The organism is Paraflavitalea devenefica (assembly GCF_011759375.1).
Classification (GTDB): Bacteria; Bacteroidota; Bacteroidia; order Chitinophagales; family Chitinophagaceae; genus Paraflavitalea; species Paraflavitalea devenefica.
The window spans coordinates 331,198-356,000 of record NZ_JAARML010000007.1; the positions used below are offsets into that span (position 1 = coordinate 331,198).

23 protein-coding genes are annotated in these 24,803 nt (G+C 44.1%); 9 read left to right on the top strand and 14 right to left on the bottom strand.

From position 1 onward, the window contains the following. Positions 1-3: 3 nt before the first annotated feature. Positions 4-1,557 (bottom strand): hypothetical protein, encoded by a 1,554-nt coding sequence (locus tag HB364_RS30190; RefSeq protein ID WP_167292164.1) that lies wholly within the window; start codon positions 1,555-1,557, stop codon positions 4-6. A gap of 167 nt (positions 1,558-1,724) precedes the next feature. Between HB364_RS30190 and HB364_RS30195 the strand changes: the two genes are divergently transcribed. Beyond that, the gene (locus tag HB364_RS30195) at positions 1,725-2,015 is read left to right on the top strand and encodes a GlsB/YeaQ/YmgE family stress response membrane protein (RefSeq protein WP_167292165.1); all 291 of its coding nucleotides are present in this window, start codon (positions 1,725-1,727) and stop codon (positions 2,013-2,015) included. 26 nt (positions 2,016-2,041) lie between these two features. Here HB364_RS30195 and HB364_RS30200 read toward each other — a convergent pair whose 3' ends face one another. Then, a complete protein-coding gene (locus tag HB364_RS30200) occupies positions 2,042-2,398 on the bottom strand; it encodes a DUF6223 family protein (protein ID WP_167292166.1) in 357 nt (118 codons plus the stop codon). Positions 2,399-2,604: 206 nt separating this feature from the next. On the opposite strand from HB364_RS30200, the gene HB364_RS30205 reads away from it, so the two are divergent. The 3 genes from HB364_RS30205 (at position 2,605) to HB364_RS30215 (ending at position 4,896) form a co-directional block, all read left to right on the top strand. After that, the gene (locus HB364_RS30205; RefSeq protein ID WP_208420147.1) at positions 2,605-3,621 is read left to right on the top strand and encodes a sensor histidine kinase; all 1,017 of its coding nucleotides are present in this window, start codon (positions 2,605-2,607) and stop codon (positions 3,619-3,621) included. After that, a complete protein-coding gene (locus tag HB364_RS30210; RefSeq protein ID WP_167292168.1) occupies positions 3,618-4,325 on the top strand; it encodes a LytR/AlgR family response regulator transcription factor in 708 nt (235 codons plus the stop codon). Before HB364_RS30205 ends, HB364_RS30210 begins: the two co-directional genes overlap by 4 nt. Positions 4,326-4,458: 133 nt before the next feature. Next, entirely contained in the window at positions 4,459-4,896 is a 438-nt protein-coding gene (locus tag HB364_RS30215; protein ID WP_167292169.1) for a hypothetical protein, read from the top strand. A 221-nt stretch (positions 4,897-5,117) separates the two neighbouring features. On the opposite strand, the gene HB364_RS30220 is transcribed toward HB364_RS30215, so the two are convergent. From HB364_RS30220 to HB364_RS30255, 8 genes are all read right to left on the bottom strand, one after another. Then, the gene (locus HB364_RS30220) at positions 5,118-5,735 is read right to left on the bottom strand and encodes an Nmad2 family putative nucleotide modification protein (RefSeq protein WP_167292170.1); all 618 of its coding nucleotides are present in this window, start codon (positions 5,733-5,735) and stop codon (positions 5,118-5,120) included. Continuing rightward, a complete protein-coding gene (locus HB364_RS30225) occupies positions 5,736-6,224 on the bottom strand; it encodes a TIR domain-containing protein (protein WP_167292171.1) in 489 nt (162 codons plus the stop codon). It abuts the gene before it with no gap. Next, entirely contained in the window at positions 6,225-7,220 is a 996-nt protein-coding gene (locus HB364_RS30230; protein ID WP_167292172.1) for a nucleotide kinase domain-containing protein, read from the bottom strand. It lies immediately after the preceding gene. A 14-nt stretch (positions 7,221-7,234) separates the two neighbouring features. Beyond that, positions 7,235-8,119: a nucleoside triphosphate pyrophosphohydrolase family protein gene (locus tag HB364_RS30235; protein ID WP_167292173.1), complete on the bottom strand. Its 885-nt coding sequence runs from the start codon at positions 8,117-8,119 to the stop codon at positions 7,235-7,237. Positions 8,120-8,208: 89 nt separating this feature from the next. Further along, positions 8,209-8,709, bottom strand: coding sequence for a TIR domain-containing protein (locus HB364_RS30240; protein ID WP_167292174.1), 501 nt, complete (start codon positions 8,707-8,709; stop codon positions 8,209-8,211). 25 nt (positions 8,710-8,734) lie between these two features. Further along, on the bottom strand, positions 8,735-9,331 hold the full coding sequence (locus HB364_RS30245) for an SLOG domain-containing protein (RefSeq protein WP_167292175.1): 597 nt from the start codon (positions 9,329-9,331) through the stop codon (positions 8,735-8,737). After that, a complete protein-coding gene (locus tag HB364_RS30250; RefSeq protein ID WP_167292176.1) occupies positions 9,313-10,494 on the bottom strand; it encodes a toll/interleukin-1 receptor domain-containing protein in 1,182 nt (393 codons plus the stop codon). Before HB364_RS30250 ends, HB364_RS30245 begins: the two co-directional genes overlap by 19 nt. Positions 10,495-10,565: 71 nt before the next feature. Further along, positions 10,566-11,108 (bottom strand): toll/interleukin-1 receptor domain-containing protein, encoded by a 543-nt coding sequence (locus HB364_RS30255; RefSeq protein ID WP_167292177.1) that lies wholly within the window; start codon positions 11,106-11,108, stop codon positions 10,566-10,568. 1,695 nt (positions 11,109-12,803) lie between these two features. On the opposite strand from HB364_RS30255, the gene HB364_RS30260 reads away from it, so the two are divergent. From HB364_RS30260 to HB364_RS30270, 3 genes are all read left to right on the top strand, one after another. Continuing rightward, complete coding sequence (locus HB364_RS30260; protein ID WP_167292178.1) at positions 12,804-14,009, top strand: leucine-rich repeat domain-containing protein; 1,206 nt, start codon at positions 12,804-12,806, stop codon at positions 14,007-14,009. A 200-nt stretch (positions 14,010-14,209) separates the two neighbouring features. After that, positions 14,210-15,208 (top strand): alpha/beta fold hydrolase, encoded by a 999-nt coding sequence (locus tag HB364_RS30265; protein ID WP_167292179.1) that lies wholly within the window; start codon positions 14,210-14,212, stop codon positions 15,206-15,208. A 29-nt stretch (positions 15,209-15,237) separates the two neighbouring features. Beyond that, positions 15,238-16,206 (top strand): glycoside hydrolase family 43 protein, encoded by a 969-nt coding sequence (locus tag HB364_RS30270; RefSeq protein ID WP_167292180.1) that lies wholly within the window; start codon positions 15,238-15,240, stop codon positions 16,204-16,206. 21 nt (positions 16,207-16,227) lie between these two features. Here HB364_RS30270 and HB364_RS30275 read toward each other — a convergent pair whose 3' ends face one another. The 4 genes from HB364_RS30275 to HB364_RS30290 form a co-directional block, all read right to left on the bottom strand. Next, entirely contained in the window at positions 16,228-17,253 is a 1,026-nt protein-coding gene (locus HB364_RS30275; protein ID WP_167292181.1) for a bestrophin family protein, read from the bottom strand. 56 nt (positions 17,254-17,309) lie between these two features. Beyond that, positions 17,310-18,713 (bottom strand): alpha/beta hydrolase, encoded by a 1,404-nt coding sequence (locus tag HB364_RS30280; protein WP_167292182.1) that lies wholly within the window; start codon positions 18,711-18,713, stop codon positions 17,310-17,312. 74 nt (positions 18,714-18,787) lie between these two features. Then, positions 18,788-22,345, bottom strand: a complete 3,558-nt coding sequence (locus HB364_RS30285; protein WP_208420148.1) for an alpha-L-rhamnosidase — start codon at positions 22,343-22,345, stop codon at positions 18,788-18,790. 227 nt (positions 22,346-22,572) lie between these two features. Further along, positions 22,573-23,022: an SRPBCC family protein gene (locus HB364_RS30290; protein ID WP_167292183.1), complete on the bottom strand. Its 450-nt coding sequence runs from the start codon at positions 23,020-23,022 to the stop codon at positions 22,573-22,575. A gap of 219 nt (positions 23,023-23,241) precedes the next feature. Here HB364_RS30290 and HB364_RS30295 point away from each other — a divergent pair, with 219 nt between their 5' ends. Then, the gene (locus HB364_RS30295; RefSeq protein ID WP_167292184.1) at positions 23,242-24,099 is read left to right on the top strand and encodes a methyltransferase, TIGR04325 family; all 858 of its coding nucleotides are present in this window, start codon (positions 23,242-23,244) and stop codon (positions 24,097-24,099) included. 63 nt (positions 24,100-24,162) lie between these two features. After that, positions 24,163-24,801, top strand: a complete 639-nt coding sequence (locus HB364_RS30300; protein ID WP_167292185.1) for an NAD(P)H-binding protein — start codon at positions 24,163-24,165, stop codon at positions 24,799-24,801. The last annotated feature ends 2 nt before the right edge of the window (positions 24,802-24,803 follow it).

The following is a 24,803-nucleotide window of genomic DNA, read 5'->3' on the forward strand; positions in this document are numbered from 1 at the left end:
AGGTTAGTTAAATTTTAAAACCCATCCGTCGCCATAACCGTTTAAGCCAACCACATCTCCATTACTACTGAAAGTGGTACCTACCAGCACATATTTTCCTTTGGAAGGTTCTAAGATAAAGTCTCCCCATTCTTCATCATTGCCACCCGGATTTTTTGTCCAGATCATGCTTCCATTTTCATCCAGCTTTACCACCCATGCATCCCTTACTCCTTTCAAATTGGTTATATCACCGTCTTTGCTTCTGGAAGAACCGGACAACAGAAACCCGCCGCCTTGCGCGGGTGTTATATAGGTAAATTTATCATCCTGGGTTCCGCCAAACACTTTAGACCATAGCTTATTGCCATTAACATCAAGCTTTATCACCCAGGCATCAGTTGCATCATTAACATATCCAGATGAGTTTCCATGATGGCCGCTAATATCCCCATCATTACTTACGGCACCACCAACAACAACATACCCTCCATCCTGTGCTTTGGTTATTGAGTAGCAATATTCATAAGCAGTACCGCCATAACTCTTTTCCCACACTAAATTGCCATTTTGATCGACCTTTATTATCCAAAAGTCACCGAGTCCCTTGTTGCCGCTTATATGGCCGTTTTGGCTATCAGAGTACCCGGCAACAATATATCCATTGTCTGACGCTTCAACTACAGAACTCGCCCATTCATAGCCAGATCCTCCATATGTCTTCTGCCACAATACGGTAAGATTCTCATCGGTTTTTGTTACAGAAAAGTCATTGGCTGATTCTCCTACAAAAACATAACCTCCTCCTGTTGCCGGAGTGATGGAATAAACCTCCCCAGGGACGCTTTTCTTCAACAAAATATTGCCATTCCCATCTATTTTAAAAATTTTGCTGTCGTCTATCCACCCAACACCAGCAAAATCTCCGTCTATGCTACCTCCTGCTGCTATTAAAAAATTCCCATCGGCTGTTGGAACGATATAGGATACTACATCACGGTCAGAACCGCCCAGTGTTTTCTGCCAAACCTTATCTCCTTTGGCATCTATTTTTATCACCCAACCATCTTCCTGGCCCTTATTGCCGCTTACATCACCGTTGTCGCTCGTTGATCTGCCAACAGCTATTATTCCTCCGTCGCTGGTAGCTACTGCACAAAAGAATTCTTCCATCTCAGTTCCACCATATGCATTCCTAGTTTTTACAGCCGGCTTGTTTTGGGAAACGGAAATGGAGATCGGCTTAACAGTAATGTTATTGACAGGGCTGATTAAAATAGTAGCTTCCTGTATCGTATCGCTGACATTATCCTTTGCAACAGACACGAATACCCGGAGAGTACCTTTCCCGGTAGTTATGCTGGTAGTAAGCCAGTCTGCAGTGGCCGGCAATACAGTAATCTGCCACTGAATATTTGACTTAACCTGGAACGAGTCTTTACCTCCTGCCCCTTCTGGCAGCAATAAAGTGGTACTATCTGTTTTTAAGTAGGGGACTAACGATTCTTCACTAAGTTCTTTCTGACAGGATGTGCATAGCGCTAATAACAAGACAAATAACAATAAAACCTTATTCATTACTACGTTTTTGGGAAGGGGAAACAAAAGGCGGGATATTAAACTTTAAGGAGCCGCAAATTTATACATTTTATGGCATTTTTCAAATCAAATACATACCCCTTTGCGAAGTAACACCCTGAAAGGTCGGCATTCAAATTGCATCAAGGGCAGAAAGACATTTTACCATGACACTCATCGAATTTTTGATCCTTTTGATCATTGCCGCCATTTGCGGAGGGGTCGGACAAGCGCTGGCTGGCTTCAGCCTGGGCGGCTGCTTTGTTTCCATTATAGTCGGATTTATAGGCGCTTATATCGGTCTTTGGATAGCAGGCAAATTGGGATTGCCCGAGTTCTTTGCCATTACAGTCGGAGGAAAGACATTTCCTATAGTATGGGCTGTAATAGGCTCTGCCGTACTGACGCTGATCATAGCATTGATCCGCCGGGCTATTTATGGCGGAAACAGGTTATAAACCGCTTAACAATGGCAGGAGGCTCACTACTGCTGCCCCTTAACGATCCTCCGGTAACGGGCCAGTGCCTGCCCGCCCAGGACCATGCCAATCAATCCCACCACCAGGCCTACGATGGCGCCGGCCCGCCCACTGCCAGTGCCAAAACCACCGGTAGTACGCGCCAGGTGCAGTCCGCTGAGCACCATGCCGGTTAGTCCCACCACCAGCGCCACAATGGCCATGATCCGCCCCGAATCAATACGACGGGCAGACCGGACCAGCGCCCACCAACCAATGGCCACACTGATTAGCCCTACCACCCCAGCCAGGAGGGACGCAGCCCGCCCGGGCGTGATGCTGCTAACCTGTAAGAACAGGTTGACCTCAAACAAACTTTGCATATTCAATGTTTTATTCAAAACTAACAGCAGCCATCATAACTTTTCCGGCAAGTAGACAACAGTGGCAAAAGTTGCGACAATGTCATCATATCTGGCGCAGAAAATGCCCTTTTTATGGCGAAAATGATCCTATTGGTATATTCATTACCTTTTATTTCAGGTAGATTTCTTTCATTGCAGGAAACAAGGCAGTGTGTCGCTAAATGATGAAAATAGTTAAATACAGGTATTTTAATGTACTACTCCATGCGCTGATATGGAGTATCGTGCTCTCTTTCCCCTATTTCATTTCCAGTGCCGGTAACCAATACAAAATAGGTCCGCTTCCGGGCTTCTACTTTACATTATCAGGCATTATCCACATGATCATTTTTTATGGAAATGCCTTTTTGCTCTACCCAAAACTTTTTAACAGGACTTACTGGTTCTTATACATGATCTCCGTCATAGTACTCATTATTTTCTCCTTCTGGGTGAAATTCTACCTACTGGAGAGATGGTTTCCCGATGATTTGCAGGGCGCAAGGTCCCATATACTCTTTCCTTCTCTGCTGGTATTTATTGTCAGCACTTTCTACAGCATAGCGGTCGACAGGATGCGTGCCGAAAAACTACAGCAGGAAAATAAGACCATGCAACTGGGCATGGAACTCAGGTTCCTCCGTTCCCAGATCAGCCCGCATTTCCTGTTCAATGTATTAACAAGTCTTGTTTCCCTCGCCAGAAAGAAGTCCGATCATCTCGAAACATCACTGTTAATGCTTTCCCGTCTAATGCGCTACATGTTGTATGATGCGGCTAAAAAAATATCCCTGCAACAGGAAGTGGAATACCTGGAAAGCTATATAGCCTTGCAACAATTAAGGTTCGGGCGCGATGTAAATATTATATCCAACATTGAGTTACTGCCGGAAGAAAAAAACTTTCCTATTGAACCCATGCTCCTGATCCCTTTTGTGGAAAATGCATTTAAACATGGAACGGGTTACGAAGACCGGCCGGAGATAGACATCAACCTGACCGTGAAGCAGGGCGTACTGGTCTTCCAGGTAAAGAACAAATTTGATTGGGAAACAGACACCAGCAAAGACGAAAGTCCGGGTATTGGATTGAGCAACGTCCGCTCAAGATTAACGCTACTCTATCCAGGCAGGCATAACCTGGTCATACAAACAAACAATAGCCTGTTCAGTATTCATTTAACGCTGAAACTATTACTATGATGCGCTGTATTATTGTGGATGATGAGCCCCTGGTTCGTGAATTACTGGAAGATAATTTGAGCCAGGTTCCTTTCCTGGAACTGGTAAAATCATGTAAAACTGCTCTGGAAGCGTTGAAGACCTTGCAGGAAGAGCAGGTTGACCTAATTTTCCTGGACATCCAGATGCCCCGGCTCAACGGTCTGCAGTTCCTGCAATCACTGGATCATCCGCCGCTGGTCATTATAGTGACGGCTTATGAAGAATATGCAGTGGAAAGTTTTAACCTGCAGGTGGCTGATTATATACTAAAGCCGTTCGGTTTTGACCGGGTACTAAAAGCCTGTAACCGGGCTGCGGAATTGTTCCGCATGAAGAACGCTGTAGTATCTTCAGAAACAGTAAAAAGCCACGACTTCTTTGTAAATGTTGAATACACGCTCGTAAAAATTATTGTGGCTGATATCGAGTACATAGAAGGCGTTAAAGATTACATTAAAATCTACCTTTCCTCCAGGACTAAACCGGTTCTTACCCGCCTATCATTAAAGGCCATTGAGGCAAAACTCCCTGTCGGCGCCTTTATACGTACGCACAAGTCCTTCCTGGTGGCCATATCCAGGATCACCACCATCAAACGGTCCTTTGTCTGCATCGGTACAAAAGAGATCCCCGTAAGCGAAACTTTCCGGGAAAACATTAACAAGGTGCTGAAAGCTGATTGAAGCGACATAGTGTTATCTCATGTACCTTTTCCGTAAGGTGAATCCCGCTATCCGTTAAGTCGGCAGTCCTCTCCTTCCCTTTCTTCGCCATCTTTACGCTGCATTCAAAAAAATAACATCAAAAAACAACCTTATGCAAAAAGTAACATTCATCCTTACGCTGTTACTGATCGCAGGTATCAGTAATGCAGGGGCGCAAACTCCAGACGTAACAACGATCTCCTCACTTAAACTGACGGAAGGGAAAAATACTGTTCGACTACCGGATGGCTCCGGCAGCTTTGAATTTGTTAAACGCGGCGATACATTTTCCGACGTAGTGTTCATTAGGAGGGGCACCACTAATAACCTAAAACAAATAGGATTAGCAGCAAAAAACACCAATGGCAAGCTGCCCACTCCCTGCCAGTATCCCATACCTGATGCTTGTTTCGGAATCCCCAATAGTTCAGAGGTCGCCATGTGTTTTTGCAAGCCCACCAACCTGTCGGGCGGCGAATACACGGTAACCTTTGTGAAGGCGGTACTCTATGGCCGTAAAGCGGATGATGATAGAAGGCAGGATTATTAAAGGTTGCTTTACTACCTCATACGAAAAATGCCCCTGCTGGGGTATTTTTCGTTTCTATTGTTCAGCGGAGAGAGGAATTCGCCCCCGGCGCAGCTTCCCTCACTCCGCATTTCGGGTGCAGCCCGCTGGAAGTGACGAATAGCTAATATTAAATCAGTAATCTTGGTCTCTTGCCTGGGGGATGTATTCTATGTGGGGAACGATGAAGCCATTTATTGGCTTCAAACCGATTGATTTAAATCTTTCCAATTAATAGGGTCTCCGTGTAGACCAATCTTATTGCTTTCGGTCAACCATTTTACAAACTTATCTGCTACCTCTGTAGGAATCGAATTGCTTTTAATATTTCTACCCTGATTACAGATGTCTTGAAATCTGTCAGGTATTTTGAAGGCGTTTTCGCCAAAATAATAAAAGGTCTGAGAAATCAATACGAACATTCCTCCTGTATCTGTTTGAAGATGTTCTTTATTTACAATGCCGTCTGCTAAGGAATGGGCAGAATCCTCTTGTATCCATTCATTTGTTTTAGCATTTCGATGGTAGAAGTTGTCTCCATACATTTGAACCAGACTTCCATTGATAACTGGCTTTTTGTATTGAAACCTTGGATCATCCCAATACTGCTCCAAGGTAATTTTTTGCTCAACCTGCATGGCGTATATCAGGTAGCCTAAGTTTCTCAACTTAGCACTTCCCGTACCAAATATCCAATCCCCTATTTGCAACTTCCTATTTTTTCGAATGTCCGATTTACACACAGCTAGTGTGCAGTATCCTCCGAAAGGATTTGGCGCCAAACCAAAATCGTGTTCTATTTTATATGAATAGTATCCCATTTAACCAGAACATTTTACTCGTGTAATTGTCGCGATAGGTGGCCGTGGTGTGCCATCTGCGTTTTCTGCAGGCATATTATTGCCTTCAATAGCATCGCCCAACTTGTCCAGCGAATTCCAACCTAAAGGCGTGCCGCCATACTTCTTAAACGCATCAGGCAGTTCTACATTATTTGCTGATCCATGGGCATAGATACCTACTATTCTTTTGCCTTGTTCATGAGCGTACTTAATTTCTTCATTGACATATTTGCTATTGTGCGTATCCGGCCCTATTAGACATATCAAGGTGCTTGACCAACTTACTCTCATTCTCAGTAGACGAGAAATTACGGCATCAGATGGCCTTCTACCATCTTTATGATTGGTGCTATCGACCGAGAAATTTCGAACATTATAGCCCTTCTCTCGAAGCCTGGATTTTAAATCTTGGACCTGGGCATCATTCTCTCCTTTATGACTAATAAAGATGTTGTATAAATCTGCCATTTAATAGGATTTTGATAATTGAATGTGATCTATATTCCATTTTAGGGGAAAGCTATAGTCAATTTTGTTTAGGCTCGTAGGTCTAAATTTCTGTTTGATACGTGTGCGGTTAGATATTCCACGAATATCAGGATGAGCTAAACGAGCATACTTATCCACCTCGCAAAAAAGATTTTGACAATCAATTAGCTGTAATGGTCTCCCCCATAAGTCCTTAAAGACAATTTCAAGGCGGTAAAATTCTAGTTCCTGGCGATCAGTCATATACTTAATTACATCTTCTTCAGACAACTCTCCGAGATCAATGAAGCATTTCCGGATACCATCTTTTGCTCCGGGACCGGCCTTGACAAACTCCATTTCTGAAAAATTTGTCAATGTGCTGTAATTGACATCAATTGCATATTGATAAGCTAAAAAAGAACCAATTGATGGCAATTCTTTGAGTGTTGTGTAGAGCTGCTCCAACGACCTTGCTTGAATAATTTTATTAAATATGCTTTTTTGAAGTATTAGTTCAAGTAATTTGAGATGGTTCTGGTGCTTGAAATCAAAGCCAAAAGTGCTTTTGGCAGAAGCCATAATATACGCGCCAGAATAAATAGCATCGCCCCTGCCTTTTATTGAAGAAAGCGCTTGATCATAGGCTGGAAAGTTATAGGCTTCAAAGCTAATATCTCCAAGGCATTCTTTCAGATGCTGCCAGGTTTCGATTTTATTAAAGAGTTTAAATAAGATGATCCTAAAAATAAGTTCCTCGGCTTTTTGATTGCCTTTATTAATGACCTCCTTAATTAAAAATTGGCTCACTCGATCCGTTGCGCGGTACGCATTTGTGAATTTATGAAGTTGAAGTATCGGATCATTGCTCCATGGGGGCAAAGTTTCCTGCAAACGATTAAAAAAGATATTCTGACGCTCAGCCGCAAAGCGCCAATAGGTGTCAAAAATTGAAGACGGTTTTGGTTTTCTTAGTTTATTGATTATTGTGGCCATCATTGATACTTTTATTAACGGGTGCCCAAATAAATTAATGACCGATTTTTCCTGCTAACCAATACTCGGCCACCATCGTTTTTTCTAAGCCTATTAAACACCTCGTAAGAATTCAATATGGCTTTTTCCCATTGCTTTCCAGTACAGTCTTTTACTTCTGTGTTCTTGACCAGATTTTGAACTTGCTTTATCACTCCTGAGTCAACACTCGTGCCATATTGTAATAAATTATGATCTAAAGCGTGGTGATAAATGTAAAGAGATACGAGCTCCTCGGTAATCTGTGATCGTGCACCATCTTCATTTTCATCCACTACCGGATCGCTTTTCCTCTTCAACTTTAACAACTTTCTCAATACGGGAGACCAGCCTAATACGGCTAGGTATCCATAATGAAATATATCATGAAAACGGTATCCGTCTTCTTCGTGTGTATTGTCTGTTAAAGGATCTCCGATCATTTCTCCTGTAGCCTTATCAATAATTTTAAGTTTATTTTTAGCATCCTCTTTATATGAAATAAATTGAATTTCGAATTCTGCGGGAAACTTTTCATGGTCAGGGAATGGTTCGTCAAAATCGGTAAATCTTTCTGATTCATCACTTAAAAAGCGATCTCTGATTTTATCAAGATTTCTCGCAGCAACCTCTTCCAAGGTCAAATCATTTTGAGTGGCTATCGTAGATAAATACCATAGCACATCGCCGAGTTCTTCACCAAGTTTTGCTTTATACGCGATGTATGAATCTCCGACTCTTAATTTGATTTTTAATTGGGTTACTACTGAACCTATTTCTCCAATAATTCCTAAAAATGGAACCATCTCTGTATTGTCTCCTTTGGAGTAGTTCTTTTGGATAGTTTTTTTTGCCTCTTCTTGATAGGCGTTAAATTCCATGGATTTAAAGTTTTAGTAACTAAGCTGGCCTATTTCTGCACGTGCGTGTATGTCGGCTCGCCTTTACCTTTTGTCTTAGATTTGATTATTTACTGCCGCGCATTAATAGCTGCTTCAATCCAAGAGTTGAGGTTTTGGGCAATGTCATTATAGGCATCATTCACATCTGGATTGTAACACTGGACATAATCAGAAAGCTTTCCGCCATTACTCATGCTGATTTGTTGAAATGGATTAGCGCCTTTCGCGCAAGTGCCACTTTTTCCAGATCTAACTTCAATGGCACACTTGATATTATGAATATATATTCCCAAAGCGGCTTTTCCATCATTCCATCCTTTTCTAATTTCGTAATCAACCCAAGGTCGATTGGCAGTATCCGAGCCAATTAGAACAACTACGCATTGTTTATACTTCATATTGTCATCAATCCACTTTTTAATAGATGTGTCCCCCTTCTTCTTTACTTCTTCCCAGTCATTTTTTGAAACGGGCTCATTGCCTTCAATTACACCGATGTTTCTAATTTGCTGAACTCTCATTACATCGTTATCGAAATGGAAACTATAAAAGACCTGTCTCTTTGTCATAATTTGTTTTTTATAAACTATTAATTCAGATTTTCTCCATCAAGAGAGTTTTGAATAAAGACATATATCCATAATCTTTCTCCAATCTTTCGTTTTTATACATGTCTGGCAATAACTTATCATAAATAATTTTGCTGGCAGCGCCTGTACTGGCAATTGGTAGCAACAAAGCGTCTGGATGCATTTCTCGAAACATCATGAACTCTGTTTCAATTCCTTCCATGCCTCCGAGAAAAATCGCCGCCGAAAATTTGTTTTCAGAAAGCATTCTTCTGCGCATTTCTTGAATGCTTGCGTGAATGTCTCCCAGTTTTTTTGTAATAATTACATTTTCAAACTTGTTGTTGTCTTCAGGAAATATATGTTCGAAAAATTGGGACTGATATAGCGTCACATGTTCTTGAATATTTACTTTTAGCTTGTCCATTACATAGTAGATTAATGGCGTAATTGAAGGGTGTCCGCCCCAGACAATCCTATGCAGTGGTAATACCACTGTAGCCAACGCGATTACTGCATCGCGAATAGCAACGATATCTGCAGTGTCAACAAATTTTTGATCTCTACCTGGAATCGGAATGCTTGCAGATAAGAAGACATTTTTTAATTCTGACTTAGCCATGATTCAAATTCTTGCTTTTTCAATGTTTTAATATCTTTCCTAAAATTATCATTTAACCAATCTAAATGCTTTAGCCATTTATCTCTTATTCTTAAGTCATCGTAAATTAGGCGAATAGAAACATCTTTATAACCTAACAGCTCTTTTCTTATCTCAGCTGATTGGCAGCTCGAAGATTGAGGTATTCCAATGGTTGGAATATAAATTCTTCTTCCTCCGTTAGGCAAATCCTCTGTAAGAAATTTCTCTGGTTGAACTGTGACTTGTTTTCCAACTTTTAGAGCAATGTTTCTAAAATCGGTTATTAAATTATCCTGCCTTGCAGCTAGGTTTCTGGCCCTTACAGATTCAACCTCTTTAATGATCTCTGCAACGAACTCGGGCTTTAATTTCGATTTATCTTTATTATTATAAATACCGTCTATAAAATTGTACTCATGCAATTGTTTGGGGTAACTTAAATGAGATGTAGTGTCTTTTTTTACATCATGATTTGGCCAAACTAATTGAACAATTCCAATTTGTTTAGCTCCAGCTTCTGCAAACTCTTCTTTACACCAATGGCTTTCTAAAAATCCTGGCGTATTCAATAATAAAATCACATCGCAATCTGTCATTCTATGCCACAACTCATCCTGAAATGGCGCAGCTTTCGGTATTGAATGAGTATCCAAAAAAGTATCAAAGTTATGGTGTTCTAATGCTTCATACAATTGAATTGCGATGGATGTGGATTCGTTTCGTTTATAGCTTATAAAAATTTTCCTGGTGTTTCTTAGTAATTCAAACGCTTCAAGAGTAATGTTTGCAATCCTTTCTTTTTCAATTTCCTTGTATAGAATCCCATTCTGGTTTTCTAAAATCTTGGGAATCTCTTTTGAGAAATGATCTTCAGTAAAATAGATTGGCAAAATCATGGTGCCATCTTTTAGTAGCTTCTGGGTAATGTCTAAATGATTGAAGTTACCGTTAATGTCACCAATATAATAAACAAAGGAAGGCTGGTTACCCATATAATCTGAACCAAAATTATTATGGTCGATGATTTTCACCATCGTTCTACTTATTCCCAAATCCTCTATTTTTTCGCCTAACATAGTTACGAGCTCATCTTTTACTGATGTTTGGCTGCCAAGGATAATTAGTTGATATTTATAACTCATTAACACTTGTTTTTAATTGCAAGTTCACTTCTAACTATAATGTATTCTTGCGCGGTGATATTATTTATATGTTATAGCTTGAACCATTCAGCTACGGAAATTTCTTTTCCATCTGGATATATTACTTTATAGTACTCACTGGTATAATTGCTTTCTTCAATCCTTGGATATATTCTAAGATACTCTGCCCCATTCCAATTTCCAGAGTTTTCTGAAAGAGGAAACAATGCAATCTTATTAATATATTTTTGAGCGTCGCCAAATCCTAGTTCCCAATTGCACCACTTAGAGGAAATTGCATTATTAGTGGCGAGCAGTATAAACTTGTTGCACTCCTTTATTTTATTCTTAATTTTCTCTGCTGTTTCAGCATTAGTAAATGGAGGCATAGCAGAATCCAGCCAATCTATATATACTAGGATGCCTATACTTCGCAGGAAGACCACGGCCTTTTTTACCTCATCCTTATCATCATGACTGTGCGAGAGGAAAATGGTGGAGGTTGCAGAATACCTACTTTGACTTTTTGCTTCCATGAGTTTATCACTAAATAACCTATACCCCAATTTTGTTTCGGTTAAGGCAGATAGCCTTCCTTTTGAAATTAGTCCCATGTGATTCGTCTTTAGTTTTAGGGCCTCTTATATGTTATAAAAATAATAGAATGAACGCTTATTCATCGGCTTACCTTCATGAAATATTGTAACTTTACGTAAAACTACGTTTATACAGTGTCCGAGTTTGAAGTGATTGATTTCGATCATGTTTTTTGACCTTCCATTGTGTCCAAAATACACCTCCACTGTTTTTTTGCGGATACATGGGTTTTATCAATTACAGAATATGCATTCGCCGTTTCAGGTTACGCAACGTAAGATGGCGACGGAATACTGGCGCCGCCGCGTATTAACAAGTTTTTCGGCGATACTAACGGGAAGATTGGTGGCTTCGACGCAGGTTGTTTCCGACTAGAACCTGGTCTTACCCTCACTGGTTTCGTAGGGGATGCTTTTCTAACGCTAACAGGCCTTATATATTATCCGGCTTATAAGTTTACCTTCGTCCCATACCAGACACGGTCATAGCGAAACTAAATGACCAAATGGAGAAGATAATACGGGAACCCGTAAAACGATGCAAGGCAATGAACAAACTTCTGGCACTATATTAAATCCTAGTTCTTCCGCAATTCTTTCAAGTTTCTGAATGCTATATTTTAAGCAACTTTTATCTTTCCGGCTTCTTTCGTAGTCGCTTGCTTAAAGACGTTGAGCTAGGCTAGGTACATCCTGCATTTTCAAGTAGATCCGAGATCAAATTCATAGGATGATTTCGGGATATTTGACTTGTTCGGAGCTTTTTTTGACATCTCCTGACACTTTCTTCGCTTGTTCTTCGCTTCCGCTTCGCTATTCCTTCGGTACATGTTCGCTTCTGAGCGAAGCCAAGCGAAGAAATAGCGAACATGGTACGAAGCAATCAATAGAGAAAAGCGAAGCAATCGCCGCCGGGCGTAAAATTTATACCCGTATCCAGTCAAGCAACGAGCTCTATCGCGTATCATCTACACGAAACAGGATAGCCTCAAACCCTTTCGAATACATCAGCAATACCACAACGAATTACAGCCTCATAATGGGCTTCTCTCATCCGCCAACAATCTTTTCTTACCTAAAGCCAACCCGGCCGTATAGGAGCTTTAAAATGCGTTTAAACAACATTGTAATCACCGGCAGGTAGGCCGACTTGTGCCCTACCGGGAGTGAAGTGTGCTGAACATAGCCAGGGAATGCTATAAAAAGCGCACTGGAGTGCACTAAATAAGGGCTGTCTCATAGTGTACCAGTGCAAGGTTCAGGCAATACCCTGAGCAGTCCGGTACCATAATCAGGCAAGTAGCCGCCCATTCCGGCCTCTGTTTGAAAATGGCTGGTCGCACAGCAACTGATCCATCCGGAAAGATCAGCCGGGGATCAGCAATAGATCCAGGCGGGATGTACCGCAGGTCAGCCTACCTGGTCGCAAGCCAGAGACAAGCCAGTAGTAAGACAATAGCAAGACAGTAGCAAGAAAACAAGCCTAAAATGCAGGCTGGACGCGGAAATATGTGCAGAGGCAGTTGAATACCAGTAGGTAGGAATGAAACAGAAAGGTAATATAAGCCGCTGTTATTCATATAATTGTAAGTTACAAAAACTACTATTAAAAAACTAAAAAACCGGCTGTTAATTTTACAAAACGATCCTCTTCGCCAAAGGAGTCCTTTGAGGAGAAACTAAGACACTAATTTAAATCAACCACCCGAACCCATGAAGTACCTTTTAACCCTTATCGTTGCCACCACCCTACTCGCAGGCTGCTCAAAAGACAAAGATGATCCCGATGCTCCACCTGCCAATACCAAAGGGGAAATGACCGTTTTATTGAAGCCCTCATTATCGGCTAACATCATACTGACCGGGAAAAATATCGTCATTAATTGGGGAGACGGCAAGGAGGAAAAGTTTCCCGATCTGGATTTTAAAGTAACAGGCCATACCTACGATCAGTCGGTCAGCCATCGCATAAAGATCACCGGGGAGGATGTAAGCAGCTTTTCCTGCATGGCCCAGGAGGTGACGGAAATCGATGTACGGGAAAACCCAGCCCTGCAGGCGCTTGATTGCAGCACCAACGAGATCAGCAGCCTCGACCTGTCAAAGAATAGCTACCTGCTTTATGTACGTTGTGACGACAACAAGCTGACCCAACTGGGTCTATCTAAAAACACGGTGTTAGAATCGCTGAACTGCGACCGGAATGACATAGCAACATTGAACGTTTCTGCCAATACGAAATTGAAATCCTTGTCGTGCAGGTATACCAAACTAACAACCTTGGATATCTCGCACAATACGGCCCTCATTTCACTCGATGGCGACAACAACGAGCTGTCCGCATTGGACCTTACCCACAACCCGGAACTGCAACGCCTGGCGGTCAACGACTGCCGGTTGACCCAATTAAACATTGCCGGCAACAAACAGCTCAATGCCCTGGAATGCTCCGGCAACCAGTTGACAGCACTGGACATAAAGGCCAACAGCAAGATCAGCTTCCTCCTATTCGGCGCCAACCAGATCAAAACAATCGACCTCTCCAACCAACCGGCCCTGGAATACCTGGGCTGTGCCCTAAACCAGCTCACTGCTCTCGATGTAACAAACAATCCCAAACTCATTAACCTCGACTGTTGGGAGAACGATATCTCAAACCTGGACGTCTCCAAAAACACGGCGCTGACCTACCTCAACTTCCGCACGAACAATTTAACAACGATCGATCTCTCCAAAAACACAGCATTGAGCGACCTGCGCTGCAGAAGCAACAACTTCAGCGCGGAATCATTGAACAGCCTATTCAACACCTTACACCAAAATCCCGGCACCAAATACATCGATTACTACGACAACCCCGGCACCAACACCTGCAACTCCGCCATTGCCACCGGTAAAGGCTGGACAATCAGGTTCTGACAGGCAAGCATCCGCTTCTCCGGAATCTCCCGTAAGGGTACGCAGCCTTGATGTATCGAAACCGATCACCCCGATGTACCAAAAACGCACAGGGTAGCCTGTGATAGTAACACAAGTAGTTTGTTTATACGCCTTTATAAACTGGCACCGCGTTGGCCCCTGTCCGGGCAAAACCATTCTCCCGGCAAAACACCAACACCATGGCTACTTTATCCCGGCTCCTGGCAACCATTATTGGTTCTTATATCGCAATGATGGCGCAAGGACAGACAATCAAAAAAGCCCCATCACCCCAACAAAGCAAGCCGCCCGTCGTGAAAGACTGGTTCCTGGCTACGGGCAACTGGCACAACGATCCCCAATTATATGTATGTGAATTCGGTACAGGCGCCGATACGGTGGTCATGCTGCATGGTGGCTGGGGCGGCGACCACAGCGGCCTGCTAACAGCCGTAGCTAACCTTGGCAATCAGTTTCATTTTATATGCTATGATCAGCGCGGCTCATTGCGCTCGCCCTTTCCCGATTCACTCATCACCTTTAATGAACATATTGAAGACGTAGAACGCCTCCGGAAGGAACTGAACATAGATAAATTAAACCTCGTGGGACATTCTATGGGAGCTGTGCTGGCAAGCGCTTATGCCACCAGGTACCCGCAGTATATACGGCGTCTTATTTTATTATCGCCGGCGGCGCTGAAAAATCCCCTGCCACCCGGTGAAAAAGAACTACAGGATAAAAGTACCCCGGCGTTCCAGGCATTTCTGAACCGCCCGGAAGTGACGCAGTTGTTGGAAAAGTATAACCTCCACCGTAAGCAGCCTGCCCTGTCATCCCGGGAAGAGACGATGAAGTTTCGTATCAATGTTTTTAAAAGAATGGTGTACCAGGTGGAGCACGCCAATGATGTCATGGGCGGCAGGGCGCTGTACAAAAGCCATGTATTTGATCTCACAGCCAAAACCTACCCTGCCGCTGGGTGGAACTATATTGCAGCGTTTAAACAGCAGGCCTGGCCGGTCAGTATCATAACGGGCGATCATGATTTCCTGGACTTTGGCGCCGGTCTGGCTAAAAAATGGGCGAATGAAGTGCCTAGCATCAAATTAAGCATCATTAAAAAGGCTGGGCATATTCTATGGCTGGATCAGCCGGAGGAATTTGAAAAACAACTGGCTGCGCATCTCGGAAAATAGTCAGCATATTTCTCTATATTTAGCCAGCTATGGCTCATCTAAAAACAATCATTCAGGCGGCACTAATCTTAATAGTCATATTACCAGGCATAAAAAGCCTGGCGCAGCAACCTTCCATATTCCTGGCCGACCCAACGATCTTTGAAGACAAAGGAAAATACTATTTGTATGGTACCAGCAGTAGCCAGGGATTCCTGGTATACGAGTCTGCTGACCGGGTAACCTGGAGGCAGCCCCAGGATAGTACCCGGCGCCTGGCGTTGAAACGTGGTGAAGCTTTTGGTACCAGTGGTTTCTGGGCGCCGCAGGTATTTACCTGGAAGGGCAGCTATTATATGGCTTATACGGCCAATGAACAGATAGCGATCGCCAAAGCATCCGGCCCCACAGGTCCGTTCACACAGGACTCATTGGTGGCATTGAGTGGCACAGGCAAACAGATCGACCCGTTCATATTCTTCGACACAAACGGCAAGATATACCTCTACCATGTCAAGCTGCAAAATGGCAACCGGATATTTGTAACGGAAATGAAACCCGACCTGTCGGATGTGATCCCCGGCACGGAGCAGGAATGCATTGCAAGTACCGAACCATGGGAGAACACGGCGAAATCGGAATGGCCGGTGGCGGAGGGCCCTACTGTACTGAAGCGTAAAAATACCTATTACCTCATCTATTCGGCCAACGATTTCCGGAACAAGGATTATGCAGTGGGATATGCCACTTCCAACTCTCCGGCAGGACCCTGGAAGAAATACACCCGTAATCCGATCATCAGCCGGCATACCGTTAAGCACAACGGGTCTGGGCATGGCGATGTGTTTATTGATCAGAAGCTCCGGCTGCATTACGTACTACATACCCATCATTCGGATGACCGGGTGTCACCGCGTGCAACAGCAGTGGTGCCATTGAAGTTCAAGTCCATCAAAGGCGGACAAGATGTATTGGAAGCGGATGGCGGATCGTTTGAGTGGTTGAAGAATGCGCAGTAATTGGCTGCGCATGGGCACTATTTACATCAGTACACTGTTTCTCGGTTGTATCGGCTTGGGCACATTCTTTTCGCCCATCATTTGTAACAGGTCTATTTCGATGGTGCGGCAAATGGACAGCATCGGTACATCGTTGTACAGGCCTTCGAACGGATTTTCGGAGTAGTCGCCCACAATCTCCATCACCACGAAGATCCAACCGATCAGGGCGCCAATGGGAACAGACAACCAGTACATATCTCCCCCCAACTTGCTGAACTCGCCTACGATACCAAATGGCAGGAGGAATACGAAAATGCAAACAAACACAAAACTGAAGCTGCCATAGTGTCTTGGAAAAGGGAAACGTTTTATCCGTTCTGCCTTTCCCTGTTCATCATAAAAGTTGTTCAGCATACGTTGCAGCTCGATGTGCTGCATCATATTCATGCAGCCATCCGCATGCAGCCTGGCCAGGTCGGCACTTTGCCGGTCAATCAGTTGGGTAGCCTTGTTGGCAACGCCCTCATACAAGGGTTGCTCTTCCGGTTCGAGGTAGGGCCTTCCCGCGATTTCCGCGAGCTCCTCCTGGTAAGGAATATCCAGCAACAGGTGATGACGTTTCCGGTTGAAGGAACCAAAGATCCAGCGCAGGCTCACATGCTCCCAGGGGGCAGGCGCCAATAATTGTTGCCGGAGCGTATACAGGTAGGCAATATGCCGGTGAATGATCCGTTTTTTGGCCAGCTCCACCACTTGGGCATTAACGGTATCGCTGGCCACAAAATGTTTTACCATGGTGCCCAACGCCCGGCTGTTGTTGATCATAGCGCCCCATATCTTTCGCGCCTCCCAAAGTCGCCCATAAGCCTGGTGGTTCTTGAAACCTACATAGAATGCTACGGAAGTACCGATCACCGACATCGGCAGCCAGGGAATCGCCATCCATCTCCACTGGGTAAAATGATAGGTGGCGCTAACCAACAACATCCAGCCGGTTAGCCAAATAAAATGGTGGCCTCCAAATTCATAGATTTGCCGGAGCCCGAGTGTTTTCCTTACGATCATAGCCCCTAAAATAAGCAATAATCGTTTACAGCTTTCGGCCGCAGCCGGCCCTGTTACTAGGGCTTCCCTTCCAACTGTCCCTTTATCTTCTCTGCTTCAGGGAGACTGTACTGTGTCTTCTCCGGATCATAATGCTGAATAAAATAATCAATACTGGCTTTCCCTTTTTTCCGGCTGATATTCTTTTCAGCAGCAATCTTGGCTATAAAAAAGGGGAAGGACAATTTGATATTAGCAGGCGCCACCTTTTCCCAGGTGGCGGCAAAATCAATAGCCTTTTCGGGTTTATCCATCTTATACGCCAGCAACTCAATGGGGCGCCTGAAATAAAAAAAGTGCTGTTTATACGTATGGGGCGCATTCAAATACCGGGTCCAATAATCCAAAGCAATATCATACTCCTTGATTCTTTCATAGAGTTGCGCCGCACTGGCATCAAACTGGTCATCAATCTTTGTGTTTTTCCTGCAGTAATCCAGGTAACTGGCTGCCTGGTCTTTGTTCGTGATGATCCCGAAGGCCAGGTCCAAAATGCCGTCTCTGGCTGGTTTTGCATCAATGCCATAGTTCTTATTGATCGTGGCCATGGTATTTTCAATCAGCGCTGTAGGGTCCATATTTATCTTTCTCAAAGAGTCAGCCAATTGTCCATTCCATCCGTTCGGCTGATAATAATCCGAGAAAATAAACGCAAGACCATTGGCCAGGCCCATGCCGGCGATGCCGGAGTGGTCGGCATCATACAGCTCATGCCGTACTTTGAGGCGGGGATTATTATGAAGATGAAATAAGCTGTCTAGTTTTTGGCCGGATCGCAATCTCGACCAGGCATCCCGGGTGCCCGACGCCACAAAAAAATAATGATTATTCGTAAAGTCTTCTTTACTGTAGCGTACATATTGCTCCAGCTCATTGCCGAAGAGGTTTTGGCTAAGACAAACAACACCCCGGAAAGCGCTTGCACTATTCACCATGGCATTCTGTGCAAACGTGGCCCCGTCGGAATGGCCAACCAGGATACTGAATACAGGGGCTGTATATTTTTGGGTAATATAGGCCGGCACTTCCTTCGTCAGGAAATCATTAAATCGCTTGCTGGTGGCTGTAAATTCGCCGGTAGTTAAATCAGGCCTTAAGTCATTGGACCGGTTCGGACTATTAATGCCCACCACAATGCAGGCTGGAATAACCTTAAAAGCTGAAAGCTTGACAACGTCATTCACAGTAGGCTCAAACATCCAATTCTCATCCAACACATAAATGACCGGGTATTTAGTAGCCGCACTATACCCTGCAGGAAGATAAACCTTAATGATCCTTGTTTCCTTTAGAAAGGAGGATTGTATCGTATCAACAAAATATTGTTGGACAATTGTTTTACCATTAAGTGCACTGTCACTTTGGGCTTGCGACACACTACAAAGCAATCCCAGGCAAATACCAAAGACCAAATGTTTCATTACTTAGCTTTTAAACAGCTAAATACGACATCATTCGCAAAGCAGAATTGTATTTTTCCGCCAAAATCTACTGCTTACCCTTTTACCTGTAAATAATAAACCCCTGGTTCCAGTGTAAAAGTATATTGCCCGTTAACGGTCCCTGTAAATTTTACTCCTTTTACTGATAGCACAGGCTTATCTCCTACCCGGATGGCAGTAAGAGAAGAAGCACTCAGGTAAAGCGTTGCCGAGGTATTCGCCGGAACTACAAAATGATAGTGACAACTCTTCCCAATCATTTCCCAGCCGCTTTCAATACGGCCATACATAGCATCATAGTGTCCTTTTGCATAGGTCATTTTCCCGGTAGGGTCTGGCTGCGGCTTTAAAAAGAAATGCTTGAACCCGGGAAAGGCTTCATCCCTTTCAATGCCCAGGGAATAATTGTACATCCAGGCGCCCACGGCGCCAAAGGAATAATGATTAAAGGAATTCATCCGGTTGTTGCCGCCAAAACCATTGGAGTGTGTGTAAGAATTCAGGCGCTCCCAGATAGTGGTGGCCCCCTGTTCTACCGGGTACAACCACGACGGATAAGTTGTTTGCTGCAGCAACCGGTAAGCAAGATTTGCATAGCCGTTATCGGATAATGCCTTATTGATCCAGGCGGTACCAATAAAACCGGTCATCAGTGAATAAGGCGGGCAAACAGTACCATCATCGGCTTTATTTTCCGTGGCAATACCGGCCACAAAATGTTTCACTGCTTTATCCTTGTTCTTTTCGTTAAAAACCTGGAAGGCCAGTGGCAGCACATAGGAGGCTTGCGTATTGATCTCTTTTCCCCGGAAAGCTGTTTTCCCGGTGGCCGGGTCCACATAAGTCTGGTTGAAGAAGGCCCTTCTTGCTGCGCTCATTTTTTTATACCTGGCTTCATCCTCCTTTTTATTCAAGATGCCGGCGATCCTGGACATAATGTCCAGGTCATAAATAAAATAACTTTCCCAGAGCAAGGTCTTTTCAGACTGATTGTATTCCGGGCTCAGCCAGTCGCCCAGGCTCCACCACTCCTTACTGATCTTATCGTCCAATACATTCGTAACGGGATCAATGCTCCGGGTCAAAAAAGATATATACGCCTTCAGGGCATCATAATGTTCGGCCAGCATAGCTTTATCATTAAACTGCTGGTAGCTTTCCCAGGCAACGGTTATACCGGCACTACCCCACAATACACCCCCAAAACCGCCACCCAATGGCGCCACATCAGAGAAACGCCCATCTTCCCGCTGCACATTACGCATCGCCAGCATATGCCTGCGAAGAAATTGCGGCACACCGGCCAGGTAAGTAGCTGTCCGGGAAAACACAGAAATATCGCCACTCCATCCCAGCCGTTCATTACGCTGCGGACAATCAGTAGGTATAGAAAGGAAATTGGCATACATCGACCAGGTAATATTCTCCCAAAGTTTATTAACAGTTGTATTCGAGGTGGTATAAGCCGATGCCAGCTCATGGATAGAACTTAACACTTCTCCTTTCACCGCCGCCAAAGGTAACGGCGCCGGAATGCCGGTAATCTCTATATAACGGAAGCCATGAAAGGTAAAGGAGGGATGGATAACTTCCTGGCCCCCTTTCGTGATATAAATATCCTGCGCCATGGCAGCACGGATATTTTCAAGCATGATCATACCGGCATTTTCCTTATAAGCAGGCAAATCAGGATATACAACTTCTGCAAAACGCAGGGTGATCTTTTTCCCCGGCTCCATGCCCTGTAAGCTGATCCTGGGTACACCGGCCATGTTCTGACCCATATCGTACACAAAAACACCCGGCCGCACTTCCGTGACAGACACAGCCGTCAATTCCTTTACCTTTTTAACGGTCTCACCAAACTGGCCAATCAACAACATACCACTATAATCATCCACCATGGGCATATTGAGGGCCTTATTCTTTTCATCGCGGCTGATATGTCCTTCCAGGCCAATGGCTGTTGCGGGTACCCATCCGCTATCATCATAGGCTGCCGTGCTCCATCCATCTGTCAATGATTCTTTGGAGGCATCGTATACTTCTCCCTGGAAAAGACTACTATAAACAATGGGTCCATGATTAAAATACTTCCAGGTGGAAGGATCCGTCACAACAACGGCTTCTTTTCCGTCTGCATAAGTGATCACCAACTTTGCCAGCAGGGATTGCCTGTCGCCAAAGAAATTCCAGCAATCACCCATATAGGTGGCGCCCCCACTCCACCACCCTTCGCCCAGGATAGCACCAATCGCATTGTTGCCAGGCACAACATAAGGGGTCACATCATACGTCTGGTACAAATGCGTTTTGTTATACTGGGTTAAACCAGGATTGAAAAAATCATTGCCTACCTGTTTTCCATTCATGAACATTGTATACACCCCGCGGGAGGTAACATACAGGCGCGCCTTCGCTATGGTGGATGTTGAGGCCGAAAACGTCGTACGCAACATAGGCATGGAATTACGTCCCGGATCAGCCACCACAAAAGCGCCCGAATGGTTACCGGATACTTTGTAACGCCTGTCTGCTATAGACACCTGCCCATGCATACCGGCGAAAATGCCCTGGTAGCCTTCCTGCAGCTCTTCCGAAAACAATACATTACCAGGGTCCCTGTAATTCCTGACCTCTACATTTGAAAAATAAGCTGCCTGGCCCTGGGGCACCGAAAAACCAACTCCTGCCACTACCGGGAAAGCGATAAAATCTCCGCCCCGGCCTAAGGGATTGAGATTGACATTACCTATTAAGTGCTCCCTGGCCTGTCCGTCTATAGAAATATGGGTATCTCCTAAAACAGAAGAAACATACACCGCATGTTTGCCATATTTATTGTTGTCATTAATAATGGATAACGGAATAGGGAAACTTTTAAAGGGAATATCTTTTTTATCGGAAGGTGCGTAACCAACCCGGTAAATATTCAATACAGCAGCCCCTTTTAAGGGCAGCGTAGCTATATCCAGTTCAATTAAAATATAAGAACTATCTCTTTTATGCGCCAGTTGATAGAGATTTTTGTTCCTGTCCATTAAACGCTCATCATTGGCGCCATACACAAATCCGGCTTTGGTAGTGTGGGATGATTCATCCAGTTGCAGGGAAAAATGAAGGTTGAAAACGGGAAGATAGGAAGCGTATAATACCATGTGCTGATCTCCCCCGCCGATCCACCGGGCCTCATTCCAGGCGGAAAGCAGTGGGTCCGGATTCATTAAACCTGTTTCAAACCAGGAAGCCGCCGTATGCTTTTTTTCATGCTGGTCCCACACAATAAGTTTCCAGTCATATCGAATACGGGGTCGCAGCTTTACACCGGCATAGATTATATTCAGTGAAATAGCGCTGTTGCTCTTTCCGGAATTCCACGCTATTTGCCCGGCCTCATCTGTTACGATTATTTGATAAGCCTTCTGAGAGTAACCACTTTTTGCCGACTTCATTTGCCAGCTAAAACGGGGCTTTTCAACATCAATCCCTAAAGGAGTACTCGCATATTCCGTTTTCAGGTTCACAATATTTACCTCCTGGGCTTTCCCGGAAACCGGTAAAAAAAGGGCAGGTAACAATAAGAGAAGGGAGACAATCCGCATTTTAAGCATAAATGACAAGTATCGAATTTTCAGCTAATCATGAAAGGCACCGCCAAGCTAATGGACCTGCGTCCCTATCAACGCAAGATAACATTTTTTAATCAAGTGTATAATTGACACTTAAATGAACCCAGGCGCATGGCGGAATGGCATATAACAAAAAAGCCCTGAAAAACAGGGCTTTACTCGTTCCAAGGCATTTAAGCCATATTGATTGATCCTATTCATGCTGATGATCAATTGCTTTCAGCCAGCTCTTTCAGCTTATTCAAAGCTTTGGGCCAGGTCTGCGCAAAATAATCCTTGTATTCTGCGGGAATACTGTCAGCCCCCATATCAACGACCAGTTCTGTTCCTCCGGGCACGGATTTTAAGGTATAGTTCTCGAAACCGTTCCCCCATTTCTTGCTTTCTTCACTGTCATAATCCTCAACGCCATTCTTTACAACGCCCAGGTGCCGGATAGACATAAACTCATTAGGCCTGTTCTCCGCGATGGTAGACGCCATGCCATTGCCATTGCCATCAAGGAACAATACTTTGCTGCCCTGCTGCCAGTCGGTCTTGGCATGAGAATCTGCTGAAAAGGGAGCAGTCCATGCACGATAAGTAGCATCGTTCCACAGCGTTTCCCATACTTTTTCCCGGGGAGCATTGATCGTTATTTTATATTCATTCTTTTCCATAACATAATTTTTATAGGACAAAGATGGCACTCTTTCACATAGCAAAGAAGGGTAACAGCGACAAATAAAGGGTTGAATGCGACAAAGTCTAAAGCTGCTTTTTTCTTCTTTTATCCGGATTACACCCAACCTTACTAACCAAACAGTTGTACATGCTTTCTGAAACGCCGGGAATAGGCAAGGGGAAAAACCACTTGCATGTTTTAGTTATATACAACAATGAAAAAAATAATCAGGGATTTTATTCCACCTGTTATTGTACAGGTGCTGGGAAAGGCATTCAACAACCTTAAGATTTCAGGATCGCATAAAATATTTTCAAGCTATGAAGAAGCACTACAATCGTGCACACCCGATGCCTATGAACAACAGGAATTAATTGAAGTGATCTTTAAAAAGACAAAGCGGTTCTCCGAAAACATCCAGTCAGGCATCATGCCCATTCCGGCAACAACTGCCTATAGCCTGCTTTCAATCATCAACCCAATCGTTCAAAATAATACCGGGGTTATTAATGTGGTAGATTTCGGAGGCGCCTGCGGCGCCCATTTCTTTTATTTCAGGAACCTTATCGACAAAAGGCTGAAACTGAATTGGGCCGTTGTAGAAACTCCTGCTATGGTAAAAGCGGCCAAACAACTGGGAACGGAGGAGCTTCACTTCTTCGACAATCTTGCGGATGCAGTTAGGGCTATGGACAACATTGATCTTCTGCATACTTCAGGAACACTGCAGGCTGTTAACAATCCTGACGAATACCTCAGGAATATTTTAAATTGTAATGCAAAATGGTTGTTATTTAACCGGCTTGGGGTAAATAAAAATGACAGGGATATAATAACCATTCACCAATCAAAACTAAGCTGGAATGGTATGGGCAGTTTACCGGAGGGGTATACCGACAGGTGGATCAGGTATCCTTTTACCTTTCCATCTGAAAGGGCCTTCCTGGAAAATGTAGAGGACAAGTATTCAATCATTGCAAAATTCAGTGACCAGAGTGGCATGTACCCGGTTCGTGGAGAACAGATAGATGGATATGGATTATTATGTAAACAAAAAATCCCTGGCCGGTAGACACAAAGGTTGCCAACAAATACCCGGTTATGTTTATTTTAGTTGGTAACTTAAAGTAAAAACATGAAAGCGCTGATCATCGGAGCTACGGGAGCTACCGGAAAAGACCTTATCAAAGTACTATTGCAGGACCCACATTATACCGAAGTGGTAATATTTGTACGTCGCCAAAGCGGCATGACCCATCCCAAATTGTCTGAGGTGCTAACGGATTTTGACAACCTGGAACAGGTGTCCGGATCCATCAAAGGAGATGTTTGGTTCTCCTGCCTGGGAACTACCCTGAAAGCAGCTGGCTCAAAGGGAAAACAGTGGCATATTGACTATGAGATTCCTGTGAAATTCGCTGAGATAGCCAAAAGGAACGGAGTTTCCCGGACAGTTCTGTTGTCGGCATATGGCGCTTCAGCCGCAAGCAATGTATTTTACTCCAAACTAAAAGGCCAGTTGGAAGATAAGATGGCCAGCCTTGCATTCGATACCTATATCATATTTCGGCCTGGGTTGCTGCTGCGCAAGGATACAGACCGGCTGGGCGAACGGCTGAGTGCGGGCATATTAAAGTTTTTGAATACGTTGGGGTTGATCAGGAAATTCCGGCCAATGCCCACTTCAACATTGGCTGAAAAACTGGCCAAAGCTCCCAAAGTACTCCCAACCGGAAAGCACGTCATAGAGTTGGACAAGATCTTCGGATTTTAGCG